This window comes from Desulfuromonadaceae bacterium (assembly GCA_019429445.1).
Classification (GTDB): domain Bacteria; phylum Desulfobacterota; class Desulfuromonadia; order Desulfuromonadales; family JAHYIW01; genus JAHYIW01.
This window is the reverse complement of record JAHYIW010000008.1, coordinates 73,093-89,058: the sequence shown is the minus strand read 5'-3', so window position 1 is coordinate 89,058 and position 15,966 is coordinate 73,093. Positions and strand designations below refer to the sequence as shown.

16 protein-coding genes are annotated in these 15,966 nt (G+C 52.8%); 6 read left to right on the top strand and 10 right to left on the bottom strand.

Annotated features, from left to right (window positions below):
- Positions 1-31: 31 nt before the first annotated feature.
- Together K0A93_04585 and K0A93_04580 are read left to right on the top strand one after the other, a co-directional pair.
- Positions 32-2,341 (top strand): U32 family peptidase, encoded by a 2,310-nt coding sequence (locus tag K0A93_04585; GenBank protein ID MBW6511383.1) that lies wholly within the window; start codon positions 32-34, stop codon positions 2,339-2,341.
- Positions 2,342-2,481: 140 nt separating this feature from the next.
- Positions 2,482-2,718 (top strand): hypothetical protein, encoded by a 237-nt coding sequence (locus tag K0A93_04580; protein MBW6511382.1) that lies wholly within the window; start codon positions 2,482-2,484, stop codon positions 2,716-2,718.
- 32 nt (positions 2,719-2,750) lie between these two features.
- Here the strand turns inward: K0A93_04580 and K0A93_04575 are convergent, their stop codons facing one another.
- From K0A93_04575 to K0A93_04565, 3 genes are read right to left on the bottom strand one after another with little or no spacing between them, the layout of a single operon-like run.
- Positions 2,751-3,731 carry a GGDEF domain-containing protein gene (locus K0A93_04575; protein MBW6511381.1) on the bottom strand — a complete coding sequence of 327 codons (981 nt, stop codon included), beginning with the start codon at positions 3,729-3,731 and terminating at the stop codon, positions 2,751-2,753.
- A gap of 42 nt (positions 3,732-3,773) precedes the next feature.
- Positions 3,774-4,382 carry a chemotaxis protein CheX gene (locus K0A93_04570; protein MBW6511380.1) on the bottom strand — a complete coding sequence of 203 codons (609 nt, stop codon included), beginning with the start codon at positions 4,380-4,382 and terminating at the stop codon, positions 3,774-3,776.
- 14 nt (positions 4,383-4,396) lie between these two features.
- A complete protein-coding gene (locus K0A93_04565) occupies positions 4,397-4,756 on the bottom strand; it encodes a response regulator (GenBank protein ID MBW6511379.1) in 360 nt (119 codons plus the stop codon).
- A 579-nt stretch (positions 4,757-5,335) separates the two neighbouring features.
- Between K0A93_04565 and K0A93_04560 the strand changes: the two genes are divergently transcribed.
- The 3 genes from K0A93_04560 to K0A93_04550 all read left to right on the top strand — a co-directional run bounded on the left by K0A93_04560 (position 5,336) and on the right by K0A93_04550 (position 9,198).
- Positions 5,336-7,189, top strand: coding sequence for a cytochrome c3 family protein (locus tag K0A93_04560; GenBank protein ID MBW6511378.1), 1,854 nt, complete (start codon positions 5,336-5,338; stop codon positions 7,187-7,189).
- An 83-nt stretch (positions 7,190-7,272) separates the two neighbouring features.
- Entirely contained in the window at positions 7,273-7,494 is a 222-nt protein-coding gene (locus K0A93_04555) for a hypothetical protein (protein MBW6511377.1), read from the top strand.
- Between the two features lie 246 nt (positions 7,495-7,740).
- Positions 7,741-9,198: a NapC/NirT family cytochrome c gene (locus K0A93_04550; GenBank protein ID MBW6511376.1), complete on the top strand. Its 1,458-nt coding sequence runs from the start codon at positions 7,741-7,743 to the stop codon at positions 9,196-9,198.
- A 103-nt stretch (positions 9,199-9,301) separates the two neighbouring features.
- Here the strand turns inward: K0A93_04550 and K0A93_04545 are convergent, their stop codons facing one another.
- From K0A93_04545 to K0A93_04520, 6 genes are all read right to left on the bottom strand, one after another.
- Complete coding sequence (locus tag K0A93_04545) at positions 9,302-9,739, bottom strand: response regulator (GenBank protein ID MBW6511375.1); 438 nt, start codon at positions 9,737-9,739, stop codon at positions 9,302-9,304.
- A 7-nt stretch (positions 9,740-9,746) separates the two neighbouring features.
- Positions 9,747-10,112 carry a response regulator gene (locus tag K0A93_04540; protein ID MBW6511374.1) on the bottom strand — a complete coding sequence of 122 codons (366 nt, stop codon included), beginning with the start codon at positions 10,110-10,112 and terminating at the stop codon, positions 9,747-9,749.
- Position 10,113: 1 nt separating this feature from the next.
- On the bottom strand, positions 10,114-10,512 hold the full coding sequence (locus tag K0A93_04535; protein ID MBW6511373.1) for a response regulator: 399 nt from the start codon (positions 10,510-10,512) through the stop codon (positions 10,114-10,116).
- A gap of 343 nt (positions 10,513-10,855) precedes the next feature.
- Positions 10,856-11,383, bottom strand: coding sequence for a helix-turn-helix domain-containing protein (locus K0A93_04530; GenBank protein MBW6511372.1), 528 nt, complete (start codon positions 11,381-11,383; stop codon positions 10,856-10,858).
- Positions 11,380-12,315 carry a P-loop NTPase gene (locus K0A93_04525; protein ID MBW6511371.1) on the bottom strand — a complete coding sequence of 312 codons (936 nt, stop codon included), beginning with the start codon at positions 12,313-12,315 and terminating at the stop codon, positions 11,380-11,382. Before K0A93_04525 ends, K0A93_04530 begins: the two co-directional genes overlap by 4 nt.
- 38 nt (positions 12,316-12,353) lie before the next feature.
- Entirely contained in the window at positions 12,354-13,100 is a 747-nt protein-coding gene (locus tag K0A93_04520; GenBank protein ID MBW6511370.1) for a response regulator, read from the bottom strand.
- A 221-nt stretch (positions 13,101-13,321) separates the two neighbouring features.
- On the opposite strand from K0A93_04520, the gene nhaA reads away from it, so the two are divergent.
- Positions 13,322-14,641, top strand: coding sequence for a Na+/H+ antiporter NhaA (gene nhaA, locus K0A93_04515; GenBank protein ID MBW6511369.1), 1,320 nt, complete (start codon positions 13,322-13,324; stop codon positions 14,639-14,641).
- A gap of 29 nt (positions 14,642-14,670) precedes the next feature.
- Here the strand turns inward: nhaA and pcnB are convergent, their stop codons facing one another.
- Complete coding sequence (pcnB, locus tag K0A93_04510) at positions 14,671-15,951, bottom strand: polynucleotide adenylyltransferase PcnB (GenBank protein MBW6511368.1); 1,281 nt, start codon at positions 15,949-15,951, stop codon at positions 14,671-14,673.
- Positions 15,952-15,966: the final 15 nt, after the last annotated feature.

Sequence of the window (15,966 nt, the reverse complement as noted above, 5' to 3'; positions counted from 1 at the left end):
TGCCGGGAACCTGGAAGCCTTTTTTGCGGCGATGGAAGCTGGTGCGGACGCGGTGTATTGTGGACTGAAGGACTTCTCCGCACGCGCCAAAGCCAAGAATATCAATTTTACTGATCTTGGTGGAATGCTGAATTATGCTCACCGTCGGCAGCGGAAAATTTATGTTACCCTCAACACGCTGGTCAAGGAGCGCGAACTCCCGCAACTGATCGATACCCTTGCCACCCTTGTGGAGCTTGGTGTTGATGCGGTGATTCTTCAGGATCTCGCCGTCTGGCGTCTGGCCCGTGAATATTTCCCGGAACTTGAATTGCACGCCTCAACCCAGCTGACAATCCACAATGTCGCCGGGGTGCGGATGCTCGAAGAGTTGAAATTCACGCGCGGCGTGTTGGCGCGCGAACTGAGTCTCGCTGAAATTACGGCGATCCGCGCGGCCACAACGTTGGAACTGGAACACTTTGTTCACGGGGCGCTCTGTTTCTCCTTTTCCGGTCAATGTTTCTTTTCTTCCTGGCTCGGTGGCAAAAGCGGTAATCGGGGGCGCTGCACGCAGCCCTGCAGGCGCCGTTATCGGGATCGTCAACGTGACGGCTACTATTTCTCCCCCAACGATCTTTCCGTCATTGACCTGCTTCCTGAATTGACAAACGCCGGGATTTGCAGTCTCAAGATTGAAGGGCGGATGAAGAGTGCCGAGTACGTTTATAATGTTGTCGGAGCTTATCGCCGTGTTCTTGATGCCCGGCCCGCTGACCGTAACGCAGAACTCACTCGCGCCAAAGGGCAGTTACGCGATTCGTTCGGTCGTCCGCCAACCAAAGGATTTTTGCCCGCCGGTGAAGGACGCGATATCGTCGTGCCACAGGTCAAGGGAGCAACCGGGCGCTATCTCGGGGATGTTGCCGGTGTAAACGGCAAAACGATTCAGTTCAAAACGCGTGACATCCTCCAGGTTGGTGACCGGATTCGCGTACAACCGCGATCTGATCAGGCGGGGACAGCGTTTACTGTGAAGCAGATCCAGTCCGGCAAACGTTCCGTCGCCACCGCCGCCACCCAATCAATCGTCAGTGTCCCCTCTCCCTTTGGTGACAAGTTCAAGGTTGGGGACGCCGTTTTTAAAGTCTCCTCGCGGGAGGCGTTTACGCTGAGCGATGCGGCCTGCCGCCGACAGCTGGCCGCAGCAGGAGCGGTTCCGTTAAGGCTGAAGTTAAATGCCTTGTTGCACGGTGACCGGCTGCATTTGGCAGCGGAATTGCCGGGGGTTGCTCTGGAACGTGAATATCCGCTCGCCACTGTTCCGGCAGCGGAAAGCCCGCTGACGGTGGAAATTTTATCCAAAGTCTTCGCAAAAACCGGCACACACCCCTGGACCCTGGAGTGTTTGACGACAGAGGAACTGCCGACAGTGATCGCTCCCCTCAGTCGGCTGAATGAGATCCGGCGGGATTTTTACGCCGAGCTCGGCACCCTGGTGAAAAACTGCCGGGAGGGGCTGGGTCGCCGCCGCCGGGAGCAGGCGCGGGCGGCGTTACTCCCCTTTGCGAATGGCTGGCAACGAGGCGATTCTGCGTTGGTCGTGGCTATCGAACGGGCACAGGATTTGCGAATTCTCGCTGACCTTGCCGTGGACGAAGTTTTGCTGCCGCTGACTACGGCTAATGTCGATGAACTGGATAAAGCCGGACGCTGGCGGCGGGGGAGCGAAAACAGGATCATCTGGGATCTTCCATTTATCCTCATTGGAGAACGCTGGGATGAATGCCGGGGACTGGTGGAGGAACTTCATACCCGGGGCTTTCGCCGTTTTCGGCTGAATAATCTCGGCCACTTCCCACTCTTTGCAGGATTGCACGGGTTGCGTCTCGCTGGCGGTTATCGTCTATTTACGCTCAACAGCCAGTCCGCCGCAGCCTGGCGTGAACTGGGACTGGTCGATGTCACCCTGTATCTGGAAGATGATCGTGAAAATATCACCGAACTGTTAAGCCGACCGCTGGAACTGAATACGGAGATAACCGTCTATGGAAATGTCCCGCTGTTGACTTCCCGGATTCCCGTGCCGCGTAAAAATGCCGGTCAACCACTGCTATCTGACCGGGGAGAAGGGTATCAGGTTACCGTTCGTCAAGGATTGACGATCGTCCGCCCGGAGGTTGATTTCTCGCTGCTCGGCCACCTGGGACAATTGCGTGCCCTCGGTTGCCAACGTTTTGTCATTGAACTCGGGCATCTCGGCGCATTTTCTCCCGTCGCCAAAAAAATCCTTGACGCCTACCGTCACGATCGACCGGTTCCGCAAACCTCGCTGTTCAATTTTGAACTGGGGATGGAATAGCTTCGTCATCAAGCCTGACGGAGATTTCTTTAACGCCACGCACAACCCTTAGCCCCTGCCCAGCCTTTTCCCGCCGATCTTGAATTAAACAGGTTTTATGGTTAACTGTTATTCAGATAGTTGGAGAAAGAGGTGTGATTATGACGATGCAACCTTTTCACGATCAGGACGTCGTTACCCGCTTGATTTCCTTTTGTCATCGGGATGTTGCAACGGCCTGGATGATGTTTGATCGTTTGATTGCCCATCGCGATCCCTACGTTGACCTGCCGGGCGGCGGTGTCGCCCTGACGGAAGAACAACTCGATGAATTTGTCGAGCGCTTCAATAGCGAGATAGAACCGCACTATTGGAATGCAAAACGGCGCAAGAACTGATGCTCTCTGTTTTCCGCTGGCGAGCCCTGGTTTTACGGCAGGACGAAGCTCTCGGTGCGATTGCGTCCCAGCGCTTTAGCTTGGTAAAGAGCCCGGTCAGCGAAAGAAAGTAACTCTTTGGGATAGCTGGGCAGGTGCGCGAGTCGTGAGGCAACGCCGATACTGCAAGTCAACTGGATTCTGGTCGCACCATATCTGAAAACGTGTTCGGCAATGACATTGCGTAACATTTCTGCAAAAGTTACCGTTCCATCCAGAGAAGTATTGGTCAGCAGGATCGCAAATTCCTCCCCACCGTAGCGCGCGACGAAGTCACTGCTACGGGTGCGATGCAGCAACAACTCACCAAATTCCCGCAAAATACTGTCACCGCACGGGTGACCGTGGGTGTCATTGACTTTTTTAAAAAAATCAAGATCAATAATCAAACAGCCGAGATCTGTGCCATCGCGTCGAGCGAGCAGAAAGTCGCGTTGCAGCATCAGGTGAAAGTGGCGGTGATTGTAGAGTCCGGTCAGGCCATCACGGGTTGCTTTTTCTTTCAATGCCTGGTTGAGCTGCTGTAACTCATCCGTTCGACCAAGAAGCCTTTTTTCGGCAGCACGGCGCATTTCCACCTCGGCACGAGTCCGGCGCAGAGCCAGTTGATGGGTGCTGATTGCTTCCATCAAACTGGTGACATCCTGAATGGAGAAGAGGGCGTAATTGCCATCGCCAGCCGGAAGTGCGGCGATCGTCGTCTGAAATACGCGCAATTTGTTACCGGGCAACGGTGCTGCAAAAAAATGGGGGTGTAATTGCGCCGAGAATGTTTCCGGGAGTCCGTTGGTCAAAACCGACGTGATGCGTGCATGGTATTTGTTGGCAAGTAAGTGGGGAAAATGATCGAAGAGGCTGGTGCCGACGATGGTGTTGCGGGAAATATCGGTCCAGATTTCCAGACAGCGATTCCAGAAGAGGACGGTGTAGTTGCGGTCGAGAACTAATTGGCCGATGGGTACATGATCGAGCATTAAGAAATGTATGTCACGGAAGCGATCGCCAGCCATACCGGGTCAGGAAGCTCCAAGGATGTTGTCGATAGAGTCAAGCAATGCGTCGAAAGAGCCCACCTCGAAGAAAATATAAATGTTCCCGTCAATCTGTTTGTTGCTGGCCAGAAAGTGAGTTTGAATCAACAGAATCGAATATTCGGTGGTCGTATCCGGGGCACGCAACAGATCTTTAATATGCCCTTCGAGATAATTTGGCAGCGAGTATTCAAACGCTTGCTCCAGCAGGTTGCCGATCGAACCGATGACGGCGTTAATCACGATATTACCGACTTCGCTGAGCGTTCCAGCCATCACGGCATTCATCTGCAGCGCATCTTCGTCACTACCCGTTAAGGCGCTAACCAGATTGATGGCGCTCTGCGGTGGGAAGAGCAGGGCGGCAGTCCCGGCAAACGACCCTTCAAAGTTCAAGCGGACACAGGCAACCTGTTCGCTGCCAAGCGATGTTGACTGAAGATCAATGTGTTCCGGATGAAGAATCAATACCGCAGGAACATCAAGCTCAATGTGGGTCTCAAGGAGTTCATTCAGTGATGCCGCCGCTCGTCCGACACCGACATTGACAATTTCTTTCAGCGCATCAAGTTGTGCGTCGTTCGGTACTCGCATCGGTCAAGCCCTTTCTACAGATCAGACAGTTTGGCAACTTCCTCTAAAAGTTTTTCTTTCATGACCGGTTTGTAGAGAAACCCTCTGGCTCCCAGCTCCAGACATTGTTGACGTTTGCTGTCCTGAATGTCAGCGGTCAATACCAGTGTCGGTATCATGCTGCCACGTTCCTTGAGTGCGGCCAGAAAAGCGATACCATCAAGGTTCGGCATCAACAGGTCGGTAATAATGAAATCAGGCCGGTGTTTATCGACTGCGGCCAGGCCCTCAATGCCATCTGTGGCCTCAACAAGGTCATACCCCGCCTCGCGCAGAGGCTTGCAGGTGTGCAAACGAGAGAAGAGTGAATCATCAACAACAAGAATTTTCATCATGACACCAATAATATTCTCCAGGCAAGGCGATGCTTGTGCAAAAATGCATGAAATGGTTTGGATAGCACGGTTATGGAAATGCGCACCCTGGCGAACATACCACAATTCGCGTAAAACCAGAGAGCAGTTTTTAAGCCACCACCACTAAAAATATTTAAGCAGACAAAGCTAATCAGGCCGAAAATGAGTGCCAGCTTACCTGAAACTCGTTAAAACCGCGAATATTCTCGGACGTTTGCAGTCCTGTCTTCAACTGTATTTCTTGCTGGATTGGCACCTCTTCAGGGGAACAACTATCTGATTACACATGGTTTTTGTGTGTCAGTTTTTTGTTGCGCTATGATTTGATTATGGTATTATTCTTCGTCATTTTAACTAGGATTAATGGGCTGAATATGATATATCCACACTAATTTATTGTGCCAATGCTGGCATAGTCAGTTCAGTTTTCCGGACATTTTTTATTTGACGAGCTGACAAGGTCTGTTCTTGGAATTTCGGGCATTTCCGCTAATTCCCGCGACTGTTATTCATATTGAATATATGTATTTTCAATTTCTAACTAAAGGAGATCGTTTGATGAGGATGACCCGGTTGCTTGTTGCGCTATGTATTCCATTTTTGTTGAGTTCTCAGGCACTGGCCGGTCAGCATCTTGCTGCCGGGGCCGAGACCTGCCTTGAATGTCATGGTGATGTGGTTTCTGCTGAGGAGTTCGCGGCTTCGGTTCACGGTTCCAATGGCTGTGTTGCCTGTCACGTTGAACTGATAAATGTTGAGCTGCACCAGGAGGGTGAATTGATGCCCGGCCCGGTGAAGTGCGTGCGTTGCCACAAGAAAGAGACGGCGGAGCACTACTCAAGCGTGCACATGTTGAACGAAATCGGTTGCGCCACCTGCCACGCAACGATTCATTCCCAGCAGCCATGGAAGGGCGACAAACGAATCGCCAGCGCAAAATGCGCCGAATGCCATGATGGGGTGTCCGAGGAGTATCAGCAATCCATTCACGGGAAAGCTGTCAGCGGGGGGAACTTTGATTCAGCGGCCTGCCTCGATTGCCATAACCTTCACGACATCAAAGAAATCGGCAATGCCCAGGACCATCGGGTCCGTGCTTTTCACACGGATGTTTGCCAGAAATGTCATGCTGATGAAAAGTTGATGAAAAAGAATGGCGTTTACGACATCGCGTTTGAAACTTACCTGAAAAGTTACCACGGCAAAAACTTTGAACTCGGTTATCCTGAGCTGGTGGCCGGTTGCGCCGATTGTCACACCGCGCACTCCATTCTTCCGCATAGCGATCCAAAATCAAGCCTCAACGCGGAAAACCTGGTTGCGATCTGTGGCACGTGCCACGAAAATTCCTCTGCTCAATTTATCAAGTTCTACCCGCACGGAGAAATGACCGACAAGGCCAACTATCCGCTCCTTTACTACACCTATGTTTCAATGACCGGGTTGTTGGTGGGGACCTTTGCTGTTTTCTGGATTCATACCTTGTTGTGGATGTTCCGTGGTTTTGTCGAGAACCGTGAAAAGAAAGTGGCCCTCATTGCCGGGCACTGTCACTCCCTTCCTGACGGCCACAAAATCTATCGCCGTTTCACCAAATTACATATTTTCCTCCATCTGCTGGTCATCACCAGCTTCCTGCTGTTGTCACTGACCGGGATCCCGCTCAAATTCGCCGAGCAGGAATGGGCTACGGTCATGATGAATTTTTACGGCGGAGCGCCGGTTGCGGCCTTCTTGCACCGCGTCGGTGCGGTGATCACCTTCGCCTACTTTTTTGCCGCGATAGCGATGAGCATCAAGTTCCTTTTTTACCGACTCGAATCGGTAGCGGACTTCTTCAGACGCCTGTTCGGGCCTGAATCGCTTTGTCCCAACTTGCGTGACGTCCGTGACGTCACGGCCATGATTCGCTGGTTCATGTTCATCGGGCCAAAACCGACCTTCGATCGCTGGACCTACTGGGAAAAATTCGACTTCCTCGCCGTCTTCTGGGGGATGTTTGCCATCGGTGGGTCGGGGTTGATGCTCTGGTTTCCGGAGTTTTTCGGGATGTTCCTGCCCGGTTGGGTTTTCAACGTCGCCACAATCATCCATTCGGACGAAGCCCTGCTGGCGACCGGCTTCATCTTCACCGTCCACTTCTTTAATACTCACGGACGCCCCGAAAAGTTCCCGATGGACTTTGTTATCTTTAATGGCGAACTGCCGAAGGAAGAGTTCGTTGAAGAACGCGGCGATCAGTGGAAACGTTATGAGGAGCAGGGCATTCTTGAACAGTATGCCAAGGAAAAACCGAGCGGTGTCGTTTACGACTTTGTCTTGAAGGGCTTTGGTTTTGCGGCGTTGTTCACCGGGATTGCCCTGCTGATCTTGATGATTTATGCCTTCACTGCCGGCGGACATCATTTCTAGCCTGCGGCAAATGTTGTTATGACTCTGCGGGGGCTACCGAACGGTAGCCCCTTCTTTTTCGCAATCGTTATTGTTGGGGTACCATGAAAGACAAGGAACTGCTCTTTTCAGTCGCCGCAATTGTCGTGTATATTGTCGGTGGAGTTGGAACGTTTTGTGGTATCGCTCTGATTCTGCTGATGAAAGGCAAAGATCTGTGGGGATGGGGTGAAGGACATACCATCGGTTATTTGCTGGTTTGCGTCGGACTCTGTCTGACAATTTTAGGGGTTTTAATCATGCGTATATTACGCAACAGAGTTTAGCCCCCGTTTATTGCGATTCCTGTCCGTGCAACAACCAATTAAACAGGCCGTCAGCCTTTGAGCGGGGCATGCGACGCATTCCTTTTGACTCCTTGACGATCGCAGAAGTTTATTGACAGCCCACCTTGTGCAGTGTTAGCATCCGTTCGTTTTAAGAAAAACTCCTTATAAATTAGATAATTATAATTTTATACTTACTTCCGAAATCCCGCTTCAGAAAATAATTTTAAAGAGGAGAAAATCAAGATGGCGACAACACTCAGCGATATTCCGAAGGCCTTTATCAAGGGCATTGCTCATAGCCGCATTGCCTTACTGGGAGCGATGATTGTAACCGTTATTGCTCCATTTCTGATTGGCGCAGTGCTTTATGATCTGATTCTGCACATTGAAAATCCGTATGTTGCCGGGGCGATTTACATGATCCTCGGTCCTGGCTTTATCGGCGGACTGGTTCTTATTCTGCTCGGACTGTTTTTCTCCAAAGGGCAGGAAGACGTCAAGCTTTTCACCTTGGCCTACTTTCGTGACAAGCTCGCCGACGAAACCGGTTACGAAAAAATTCGCAAACTGGTCTTCCTGGGGGTCTTCCTGACCGGGGTAAACCTGTTCATCGTCAGTCTTTTGGCCTACAGCGGCTACCATTACATGGAATCGAATGCCTTTTGCGGCGAGGTCTGCCATGTGCCGATGACCCCGGAGTACACCGCTTACCAAAATTCGTCTCATTCGCGTGTGCACTGCGTTGAGTGCCATATCGGCTCCGGCGCTTCCTGGTTTGTAAAATCCAAAATTTCTGGTGTCCGGCAACTCTACGCCGTGGTTGCAGATACTTTTGCCCGCCCGATTGAAACTCCGGTTCATGGCTTGCGCCCGGCGCGAGACACCTGTGAGCAATGTCATCGCCCGGAAAAATTTCTGGGCGACAAGCTGGTGATCAAGGACAAGTTTCTTCTTGACGAGAACAACACCCATGTTAAAACTGTCCTCCTCATGAAGGTCGGCAGTGCTGGCGACCAAGCCGCCAAATCGCACGGTATCCACTGGCACGTCGCCCCGGAAAATGAAATCACCTACAAAGCCGCTGACTGGCAGCGAACGATCATTCCTGAAGTTTCACAGCGCACCGAAATGGGCAAACTGGTAACTTATCGCTCTCCCGAAGCGGACGAACAACTGGCCGCAGCGACCCATCTGCAAGAACGAACAATGGATTGTATGGATTGTCATAACCGTCCGAGTCACGTCTTTTTACCGGCAGACAAAGCGATTGACGAGATGCTCCTGAGCAAGGATATTCCGAACTCTCTGCCCTTTATCAAACAACAGGCGATGCAGATTGTCACGAACAAGGAATTTGCTACCCAGGATGAGGCGCGCACAGCGATTGCTAACGGGCTGACCGAGTTCTACAAGAAAAATTATGCCGCTATCTACGCCAATGATCGGGCCAAAGTTGACCAGGCGATTGCCGGGGTGCAGGCAGCTTATCAGCAGAATGTCTTCCCGGAGATGGGTGTGCAGTGGGAATCCTATGCAAGTAATATCGGGCATGCCAATGATCTCGGTTGCTTCCGTTGTCACAATGAAGAGCACGAAGCGCCAAGTGGTGAGGTGATCTCGATGAATTGCGATACCTGTCACACCATTCTTGCCGAGGAGGAGGAAAATCCGGAAATTCTCCGCACTTTGCTGGGCAAATAAAGGGATAACGCAATTCCGGTAGATAAAGTGAAGGCCCTGCTGTCGCAGCGAACAGCAGGGCCTTTTACTAAGTTGAAACTGGCGGTGAGTGTCTACAAACAGCCTACTCCTGCGACGCGGGAAGCGGGAGCAATCGGGAGGAATGATCGACCAGGGGCTCGCGTTCGTCAAGCCAGAGATTCAATTTGGTGAATGTTACCGGTTTGTGCAGGATCTTGCAGCCGAGGCGATCGGCCTGTTCCAGCTCGGAAAGATCAAGGTGAGCTGACATGACCGCACAATTTCCAGGAGGAATTTTGCATTTGATGTGCACAAGGTGTTCGATAAAATCGAGTCCTTTACAACCAGGCAGATTTTGATCGATGACCAGAAAGTTGGCGCAGAGCTCATTGCCAATGCAGTAGCATTCGCCATGACAGAGAACCGGACAGCTATCGGTACTCGCGGCAACGGAAGTCTCATGCCCGCGCTCATGAAGAGCGATTGACAAAGTCGCGCGGATGCTCTGTTCGTCATCGATGATCAGCGTTCGGTTCGGCATCATTGCCTCAATTCAATACGGTACGGACGATGGCTAAAAGCTGTTCCGGGCGAAATGGCTTGACGATCCAACCTGACGCACCGGCGCGTTTGCCCTCATCCTTGATGTGTTGTTGAGATTCGGTTGTCAGCATCACAATGGGCATAAAGCGGTTGCCCGGTTGGCTGCGAACCTTCCTGATCAGGCTGACCCCGTCCATATTCGGCATATTGAGATCTGTCACCACCATGTCAACGGGATTGATGGCCATTTTTTCCAGGGCATCAATCCCGTCAATCGCTTCAACAACGTCATACCCGGCGGCGCTCAATGTCTTGCGCAAAATCTGGCGAACAACCGATGAATCATCAACGGTCATAACACGCTTTGACATATCATCTCCTTTTTCTGTCTGTTTTTGGAATCATTCCACGCACAACATTCTGAAGTTGTTGACGACGAAAAAGTTTAGCCAGGCAGCAAGTGATCCCGAGGGACTTTGCCTCGACAAGATTTTCCGCGGTGAAACAACAGCTAACCAGCGCGACCGGCACTTGCATCCAACGCTGATCTTTGCGTAATAAACGAACCAGCTCCACACCATTCATAACCGGCATGCTGTAATCGGTGAGAATCCCGTCGACGCAATGCTGATCGAGTATTCGCAGCGCCTCGGCAGCTGATGATGCTTCGAATATATCATCGTTGGTCGACATCGCCGCCAGCGTCAAGCTGATCAGTTTTCGTGTCGGCGCGTCATCATCCACGACAAGAATTTTTTTCCCTTTTGACATTTATTCCCTTTTTCAAAGCAACTTGTCCCCTGAGAATATTCCGTTTACAATATCTGTACCAATGCAATTTTTCAAAAATTAAGTAATGATAACATCAAGTTAAGTACCATAGGAACGCGGCCCTTGGCAATCTCCACCTGGCGTTGGCACGCTTCACCAACACAAGAGTGTGCCACTTTGAACAATGGCACACTCTTGCGCCAGGTCGCTTTGGTCGAGGTCGGATAGCAGACCGGTGGGATCGTCATATTCTCATTATGAAAGGTAACCGGCATGTTAATGAACGGGGAGAATTTCTACAGGGGAGGGTTGGGTCGTTAAACAGAGGTTATGTGGATGCGATTCAACCACTCTTCCGGTCGGCGAGCAGATGTAAATAAGCGCTTGCCAATTCCTCCGGGTTGGATATTCGCAACTGGCGAGCGAACTCAATGATAAATCCGCGCAGGTAGACAGGTGCGGGCAACCGTTCGTCGCGTTGCATTTCGATATTTGTCAGATGATCGGGCCCAATTTTTGATTTCACTGCAATGCTCTGCAAAGATACTCCGTCAATTTCGCGGCATTCACGCAAAAAGGCGGCGGGGGAGACCCCGGAGCCACACTCCCAGTGTCGCGCGTCACCCCGTGGTACAGCTGGTTCAGCCTGATTCCTGTCGGTCAAATGTTCTGTCAGCACCAGATAAAACTCTTCTATTTCTGCCAGTTCGCGCAGCCGCTCCTCTTTATTCAATAGCGAGTAAGTCGCCAAACCGTCGGTGCTGTAGAGTAACTTAAGCTCACGATAGGCTTGGGCGACAGCGGCGAAGCCCGCCGTTGGTGGCAAGTTGAAATAACGAAAGGCCTCGTCGATCCGGGATTTAACTGTCATTCCTCATGCTCCCCATGACGATCTTTAAGCAACCGTAACACGATCCCTTCAAGAGCGGTCGCAAAAGGGCAACCGGGGTGGACATCACACACGGGGCGACGCTGTTGCACCGCACTCAGTACACGTTCGTCGGTACGAATATCTCCCAGAAAATCCGCGGTGAGTCCCAAATGGCGCTGACATGCCAGCGTGATCTGTCGCCCGAGACGCAGATCCTCGGCACTGTTGGCGTGGTTGACGATGATCCGTGGCTGGAGCCGCCGCGTCAGCCGCGCCGCCTCGACGGTCAATGCAGTGTCAATATGTGCCAGCTCGTTGAGCAGATCCCACGCGGAGCGCCGCCCGCGTCGGACATCCTCGTCAAGCCCCCGAGGGAGCAGGTGGTCGACATTCAGCCGCTTCAGCGTGCGCGTGATTTTGCGGTACAGAACAGCTTTAAGCAAGTGGTAAGCATTCTCAATGGAGGTCGGAGTTGGCATCATCACCAACAAGGTCTGATCCGCAGCGGCGAGAAAATCGAGGGTCGTAAAGGTGCTTCCCGCCCCCAGATCGATCAGTACATAGTCAAAATCAACCAGGCTGAGGTGGCGCAACAATTTGGCTTTCTGGGCCGCGTAGGGATTTGCCATATCCATTAAAGCGTTGGCACCGCTGATCAGGGACAGTCTGGCAAAGGGGGTCGAAACAATGGTGTCTGAAAGCTCAGCCACATTTCTGGTCAGAAAATCAGTCAGCGTCGGAGTCGGTCGATCAACCCCGAGCAGCGTGTGCAGGTTTGCGCCCCCCAGGTCTGCATCAAGCAGCAATACCCGCTTGCCATGCCGCGCCAGTAATACCGCAAGGTTGGTCAGAATCACCGACTTGCCCACCCCGCCCTTGCCGCTGGCGATCGCCATGATCTCCGCGCGCTTTGCTGATACTGGATCGTTCATGGGTTGCCGACTCTGTTCTTTTTCATTGCAAACAACCGCTACACTCGGGAATCCGCTACCGACGTTTCGTCGCGGACAATCATCACCAGCCCCTGTTCTTGCCCGGACAGGGTCGTCAGTGCCGTCACCGATAAACTCAGAATCCTGTGATCGGCGGCGGCGTTCAGCTCGTAGCGATAGATTTCAGTTTCGCCACGGGCCGCGATCAACTGTTCGAAACGTTTCAGGTAGCCACAATCAGCCTCCGTCAACTCCGCCAACGATTTACCAAGTACCGCTGCGTTACTACCAAAGATGCGATGCGCCGCCGCATTGATTTCGACCACCTGCAGCTCCTGGTTAAAGATGACGATGCCATCATTGACACAACGAAAAACGGCTTCCATCCGCAAACGGAACGTCTCTTTCTGATCGATTACCAACTTGTGTTCAAGCGCCGTCACCGCAACCCGCAGCAGCTCCTGCTGTCTGACCGGTTTAGGAATGTAATCAAATGCGCCGCAACGCACGGCCTCCGCAGCCGTTTCCACCTGGGGGGCGCCGGTAATCATCACCACCGGACAGTTGGGATCTATTTCCTTGACGCGGCGCAGAACTTCCAGCCCGTTGTCGCGGCCCAGGAGGATGTCGAGAAAAAGTAAATCAAAACGATCAGTTTCAAGCGTTTTCATACATTCGGCCAACGATGCCGCAGTGGCAACCTGATATCCCGCATCGCTCAAAAAAGCATCGAATGTAAAGCGAATGTTCTCCTCGTCATCAACTATCAGAATTTTCTGTACCATGCATAACCTCCCTTGCCGCACCAGACATTAGACTTATGAATAGAATCGGAATATGATGATCATTTAACATCATACGTCATAGAAATGAAACTCTCAACGGGGATATTCTTGTCAGAAAATCAATTTCCCTTACAAATTGACCTGATGGCCCTGATAATGTAGTCTTTTTTAAGACTCACCAGCAACTGCGGCTTGAAACCGCTCACCTGAAGTGTAAGCTTATGCCCTCAATTAAACTGGCCTTGTTAATGCGGCCCTTTGAAGATTTTTTTAAACGTCAGGTGTCAGGCGGAATCGTCTTGATTGCCGCAACCCTGCTGGCTCTCTTGCTTGCCAATTCTCCCTGGTCGGCAACGTTCCACCACTTCTGGGAAACCAGTCTTGCCGTCGGCGGAAAATCGTTCGGTCTGACCAAGTCACTCCATCACTGGATCAATGACGGTCTGATGGCCGTCTTTTTTTTCGTTGTCGGACTGGAAATCAAACGTGAATTCCTCGCTGGCGAATTGGCCAGCGCGCGCAAGGCCGCACTCCCGATCGCTGCCGCAGTGGGGGGAATGCTGGTTCCTGCGGCTATCTATGTGATATTTAATTGGCAGCAACCAGCGATGCATGGTTGGGGGGTGCCGATGGCAACAGATATCGCTTTTGCCCTCGGCGTCATTGCCTTGCTCGGCAAGCGTATCCCCCGTTCACTGGCGATTTTTCTGACCGCCCTGGCTATCGTTGACGACCTCGGTGCAGTTCTGGTGATTGCGCTTTTCTATACCAGCGAACTTTCCTGGTTGATGCTGGGTATCGGCGCCGCCCTTTTTGTCGTTTTGTGCAGTGGCAATCGTCTCGGCATTCAGCACCCCAACTTTTATTCCCTGGTCGGTTTTTGCCTCTGGGTAGCGCTGCTGAAGTCGGGAGTTCACGCTTCAATCGCCGGAATCTTGATCGGTGCAACAATCCCGGTCAAACCCCGGCATGAACATAAAGAATTTGTTCATCGCGCGGAACAGTTAATGGAACGTTACAAAACTTACGACGCGGGGACGGGTCCGTTTTATGATGACGAGCGGTTGGGAACCTTGCTGGCGTTGGAGCACAGCTGCCATGACGCCATGAGTCCGTTGCAACGGATGGAACATGCCATGAATCCCTGGGTTATCTTTGGCGTGATGCCGGTGTTCGCTCTCGCCAATGCCGGCATTACGCTCGATCTGTCGGGTTTGAGTAAATTCTTTATTGACCCGGTAACCCTCGGTATCCTTTGCGGGCTGATGATCGGTAAACCACTGGGGATTTTGTCCTTTGCGTGGCTAGCGGTCCGGCTGAAGCTCTGTGACTTGCCGCAGGGTAGCACCTGGAAGGGAATTTTTGGCATCGGCATTCTCGGCGGGATCGGCTTCACCATGTCGATGTTCATCTCAAACCTGGCATTTCTCAGCCCGGAGACAATCCTCAGCGCCAAGGTCGGGATCTTCGCCGCATCGTTGCTGGCTGGCGTAACTGGCTATGCTTTTCTTGCCACGAACGGCAAAAGAAGTGACAACTGAAATGTAGCGCAGCTCTTTACGCCGGAATTTTAATCTTGCGCTCTGGGGGCGGTAGCTTTGCGCCTTCTGCGTCGCCGTCGGGGGGGGCGCGTCGCGCCGGGCTCTGTGGGCGTTCCCTCGGGGGTGTGTGTTGCAACGGTGGCTTGTTGCCAGGCGCTGACAATTTCTGTTTCGACCCCGGTGGTCATGCTGAAAAGCATATAGAGACGGAGGGCTTCGGCGGTGAAGGGGTTACGCAAAAAACGGTTTTCGCCACGCTGACCACGCCCTTGTGCCAAGCGATAATACCCCACCAGCAATTCACGCGCCTGATGGCGGATGCCGTTGGCGATATGAAAATAAGCACAGTGCGGGGTTAACAGCTGTCCGGCGAGCTTCGCCGCAGCGGCAACGGAATGTGCCTCCAACGCGTTACATCGGGCGCGGAAACGGGTCAGAAAGAGGAGCGCCAGAGCGGCCCCTTCAGCAACCGGCTCGGTCGCGGGGCGTCGATCAAGCTGCTCAAAGAGGGCATAGGTTGTTTCATCCCCGTCATAACCATTCAGCAACGGCCCAAGGAGGCCGCATCCGGCAGCGCCCCGTAGCACTTTACCCGCGACCCGGTGCCGAATCAGTTCCAGCAACTCATCCCTGATCCGTGCGGGCGCGGCGGTTTCGATCAATGTTGCCTGTTCACGCAAGGCCGCCTGGGCACGCGGGCCAAGGGTAAAGTCGAGGCGGGCGGCAAACTCCAGGGCGCGCAGCATCCGCACCGGGTCCTCTGCAAAACGTACCCAGGGGTCACCAATTACCCGCAATTTCCGGTCAGCCAGGTCTTGTAACCCGCCGGTGTAATCGATCAGACTGAAGTCAGCAATATCATAAAAGAGGGCGTTGATGGTGAAATCGCGACGGAATGCGTCTTCAGCGGGGGTCCCGAAGACATTTTCGGCGGCGTGACGATGTTCGCTCTCATCGTCGGGGAGGTCGGCGGCGGTCGCTTCGCGGCGAAAGGTCGCCACCTCAATCAGATTCCCCCCGGCAAAACGGATGTGCGCCAGCCGAAAACGGCGCCCGACCAGAAAACAGTTGCGAAACAGTTTTTTTACCTGATTCGGCGTGGCATCGGTGGCAACATCGAAGTCCTTCGGCTGACGACCAAGGAGCAGGTCGCGCACACAGCCGCCGACCAGCAGCGCCCGATAGCCGTGACGATTCAGCCGATAAAGCACCTTGAGGGTGTCGTCGTCGATCTGCTGCCGGGAAATGTTGTGCTCGGAGCGCGGCACAATCACCGGGGGGCTAGCGATTCCAGCGGTGCTATCAACCATCAAACTGCCCGTTGC

What these genes read in the sequence shown, in the direction of transcription:
- K0A93_04585 (MBW6511383.1), top strand. Translation starts at nt 32, where the DNA reads ATGGAAGCTGGTGCGGACGCGGTGTATTGTGGACTGAAGGACTTCTCC.
- K0A93_04580 (MBW6511382.1), top strand. Translation starts at nt 2,482, where the DNA reads ATGACGATGCAACCTTTTCACGATCAGGACGTCGTTACCCGCTTGATT.
- K0A93_04575 (MBW6511381.1), bottom strand. Translation starts at nt 3,731, where the DNA reads ATGCTCGATCATGTACCCATCGGCCAATTAGTTCTCGACCGCAACTAC.
- K0A93_04570 (MBW6511380.1), bottom strand. Translation starts at nt 4,382, where the DNA reads ATGCGAGTACCGAACGACGCACAACTTGATGCGCTGAAAGAAATTGTC.
- K0A93_04565 (MBW6511379.1), bottom strand. Translation starts at nt 4,756, where the DNA reads ATGATGAAAATTCTTGTTGTTGATGATTCACTCTTCTCTCGTTTGCAC.
- K0A93_04560 (MBW6511378.1), top strand. Translation starts at nt 5,336, where the DNA reads ATGAGGATGACCCGGTTGCTTGTTGCGCTATGTATTCCATTTTTGTTG.
- K0A93_04555 (MBW6511377.1), top strand. Translation starts at nt 7,273, where the DNA reads ATGAAAGACAAGGAACTGCTCTTTTCAGTCGCCGCAATTGTCGTGTAT.
- K0A93_04550 (MBW6511376.1), top strand. Translation starts at nt 7,741, where the DNA reads ATGGCGACAACACTCAGCGATATTCCGAAGGCCTTTATCAAGGGCATT.
- K0A93_04545 (MBW6511375.1), bottom strand. Translation starts at nt 9,739, where the DNA reads ATGCCGAACCGAACGCTGATCATCGATGACGAACAGAGCATCCGCGCG.
- K0A93_04540 (MBW6511374.1), bottom strand. Translation starts at nt 10,112, where the DNA reads ATGTCAAAGCGTGTTATGACCGTTGATGATTCATCGGTTGTTCGCCAG.
- K0A93_04535 (MBW6511373.1), bottom strand. Translation starts at nt 10,512, where the DNA reads ATGTCAAAAGGGAAAAAAATTCTTGTCGTGGATGATGACGCGCCGACA.
- K0A93_04530 (MBW6511372.1), bottom strand. Translation starts at nt 11,383, where the DNA reads ATGACAGTTAAATCCCGGATCGACGAGGCCTTTCGTTATTTCAACTTG.
- K0A93_04525 (MBW6511371.1), bottom strand. Translation starts at nt 12,315, where the DNA reads ATGAACGATCCAGTATCAGCAAAGCGCGCGGAGATCATGGCGATCGCC.
- K0A93_04520 (MBW6511370.1), bottom strand. Translation starts at nt 13,100, where the DNA reads ATGGTACAGAAAATTCTGATAGTTGATGACGAGGAGAACATTCGCTTT.
- nhaA (MBW6511369.1), top strand. Translation starts at nt 13,322, where the DNA reads ATGCCCTCAATTAAACTGGCCTTGTTAATGCGGCCCTTTGAAGATTTT.
- pcnB (MBW6511368.1), bottom strand. Translation starts at nt 15,951, where the DNA reads ATGGTTGATAGCACCGCTGGAATCGCTAGCCCCCCGGTGATTGTGCCG.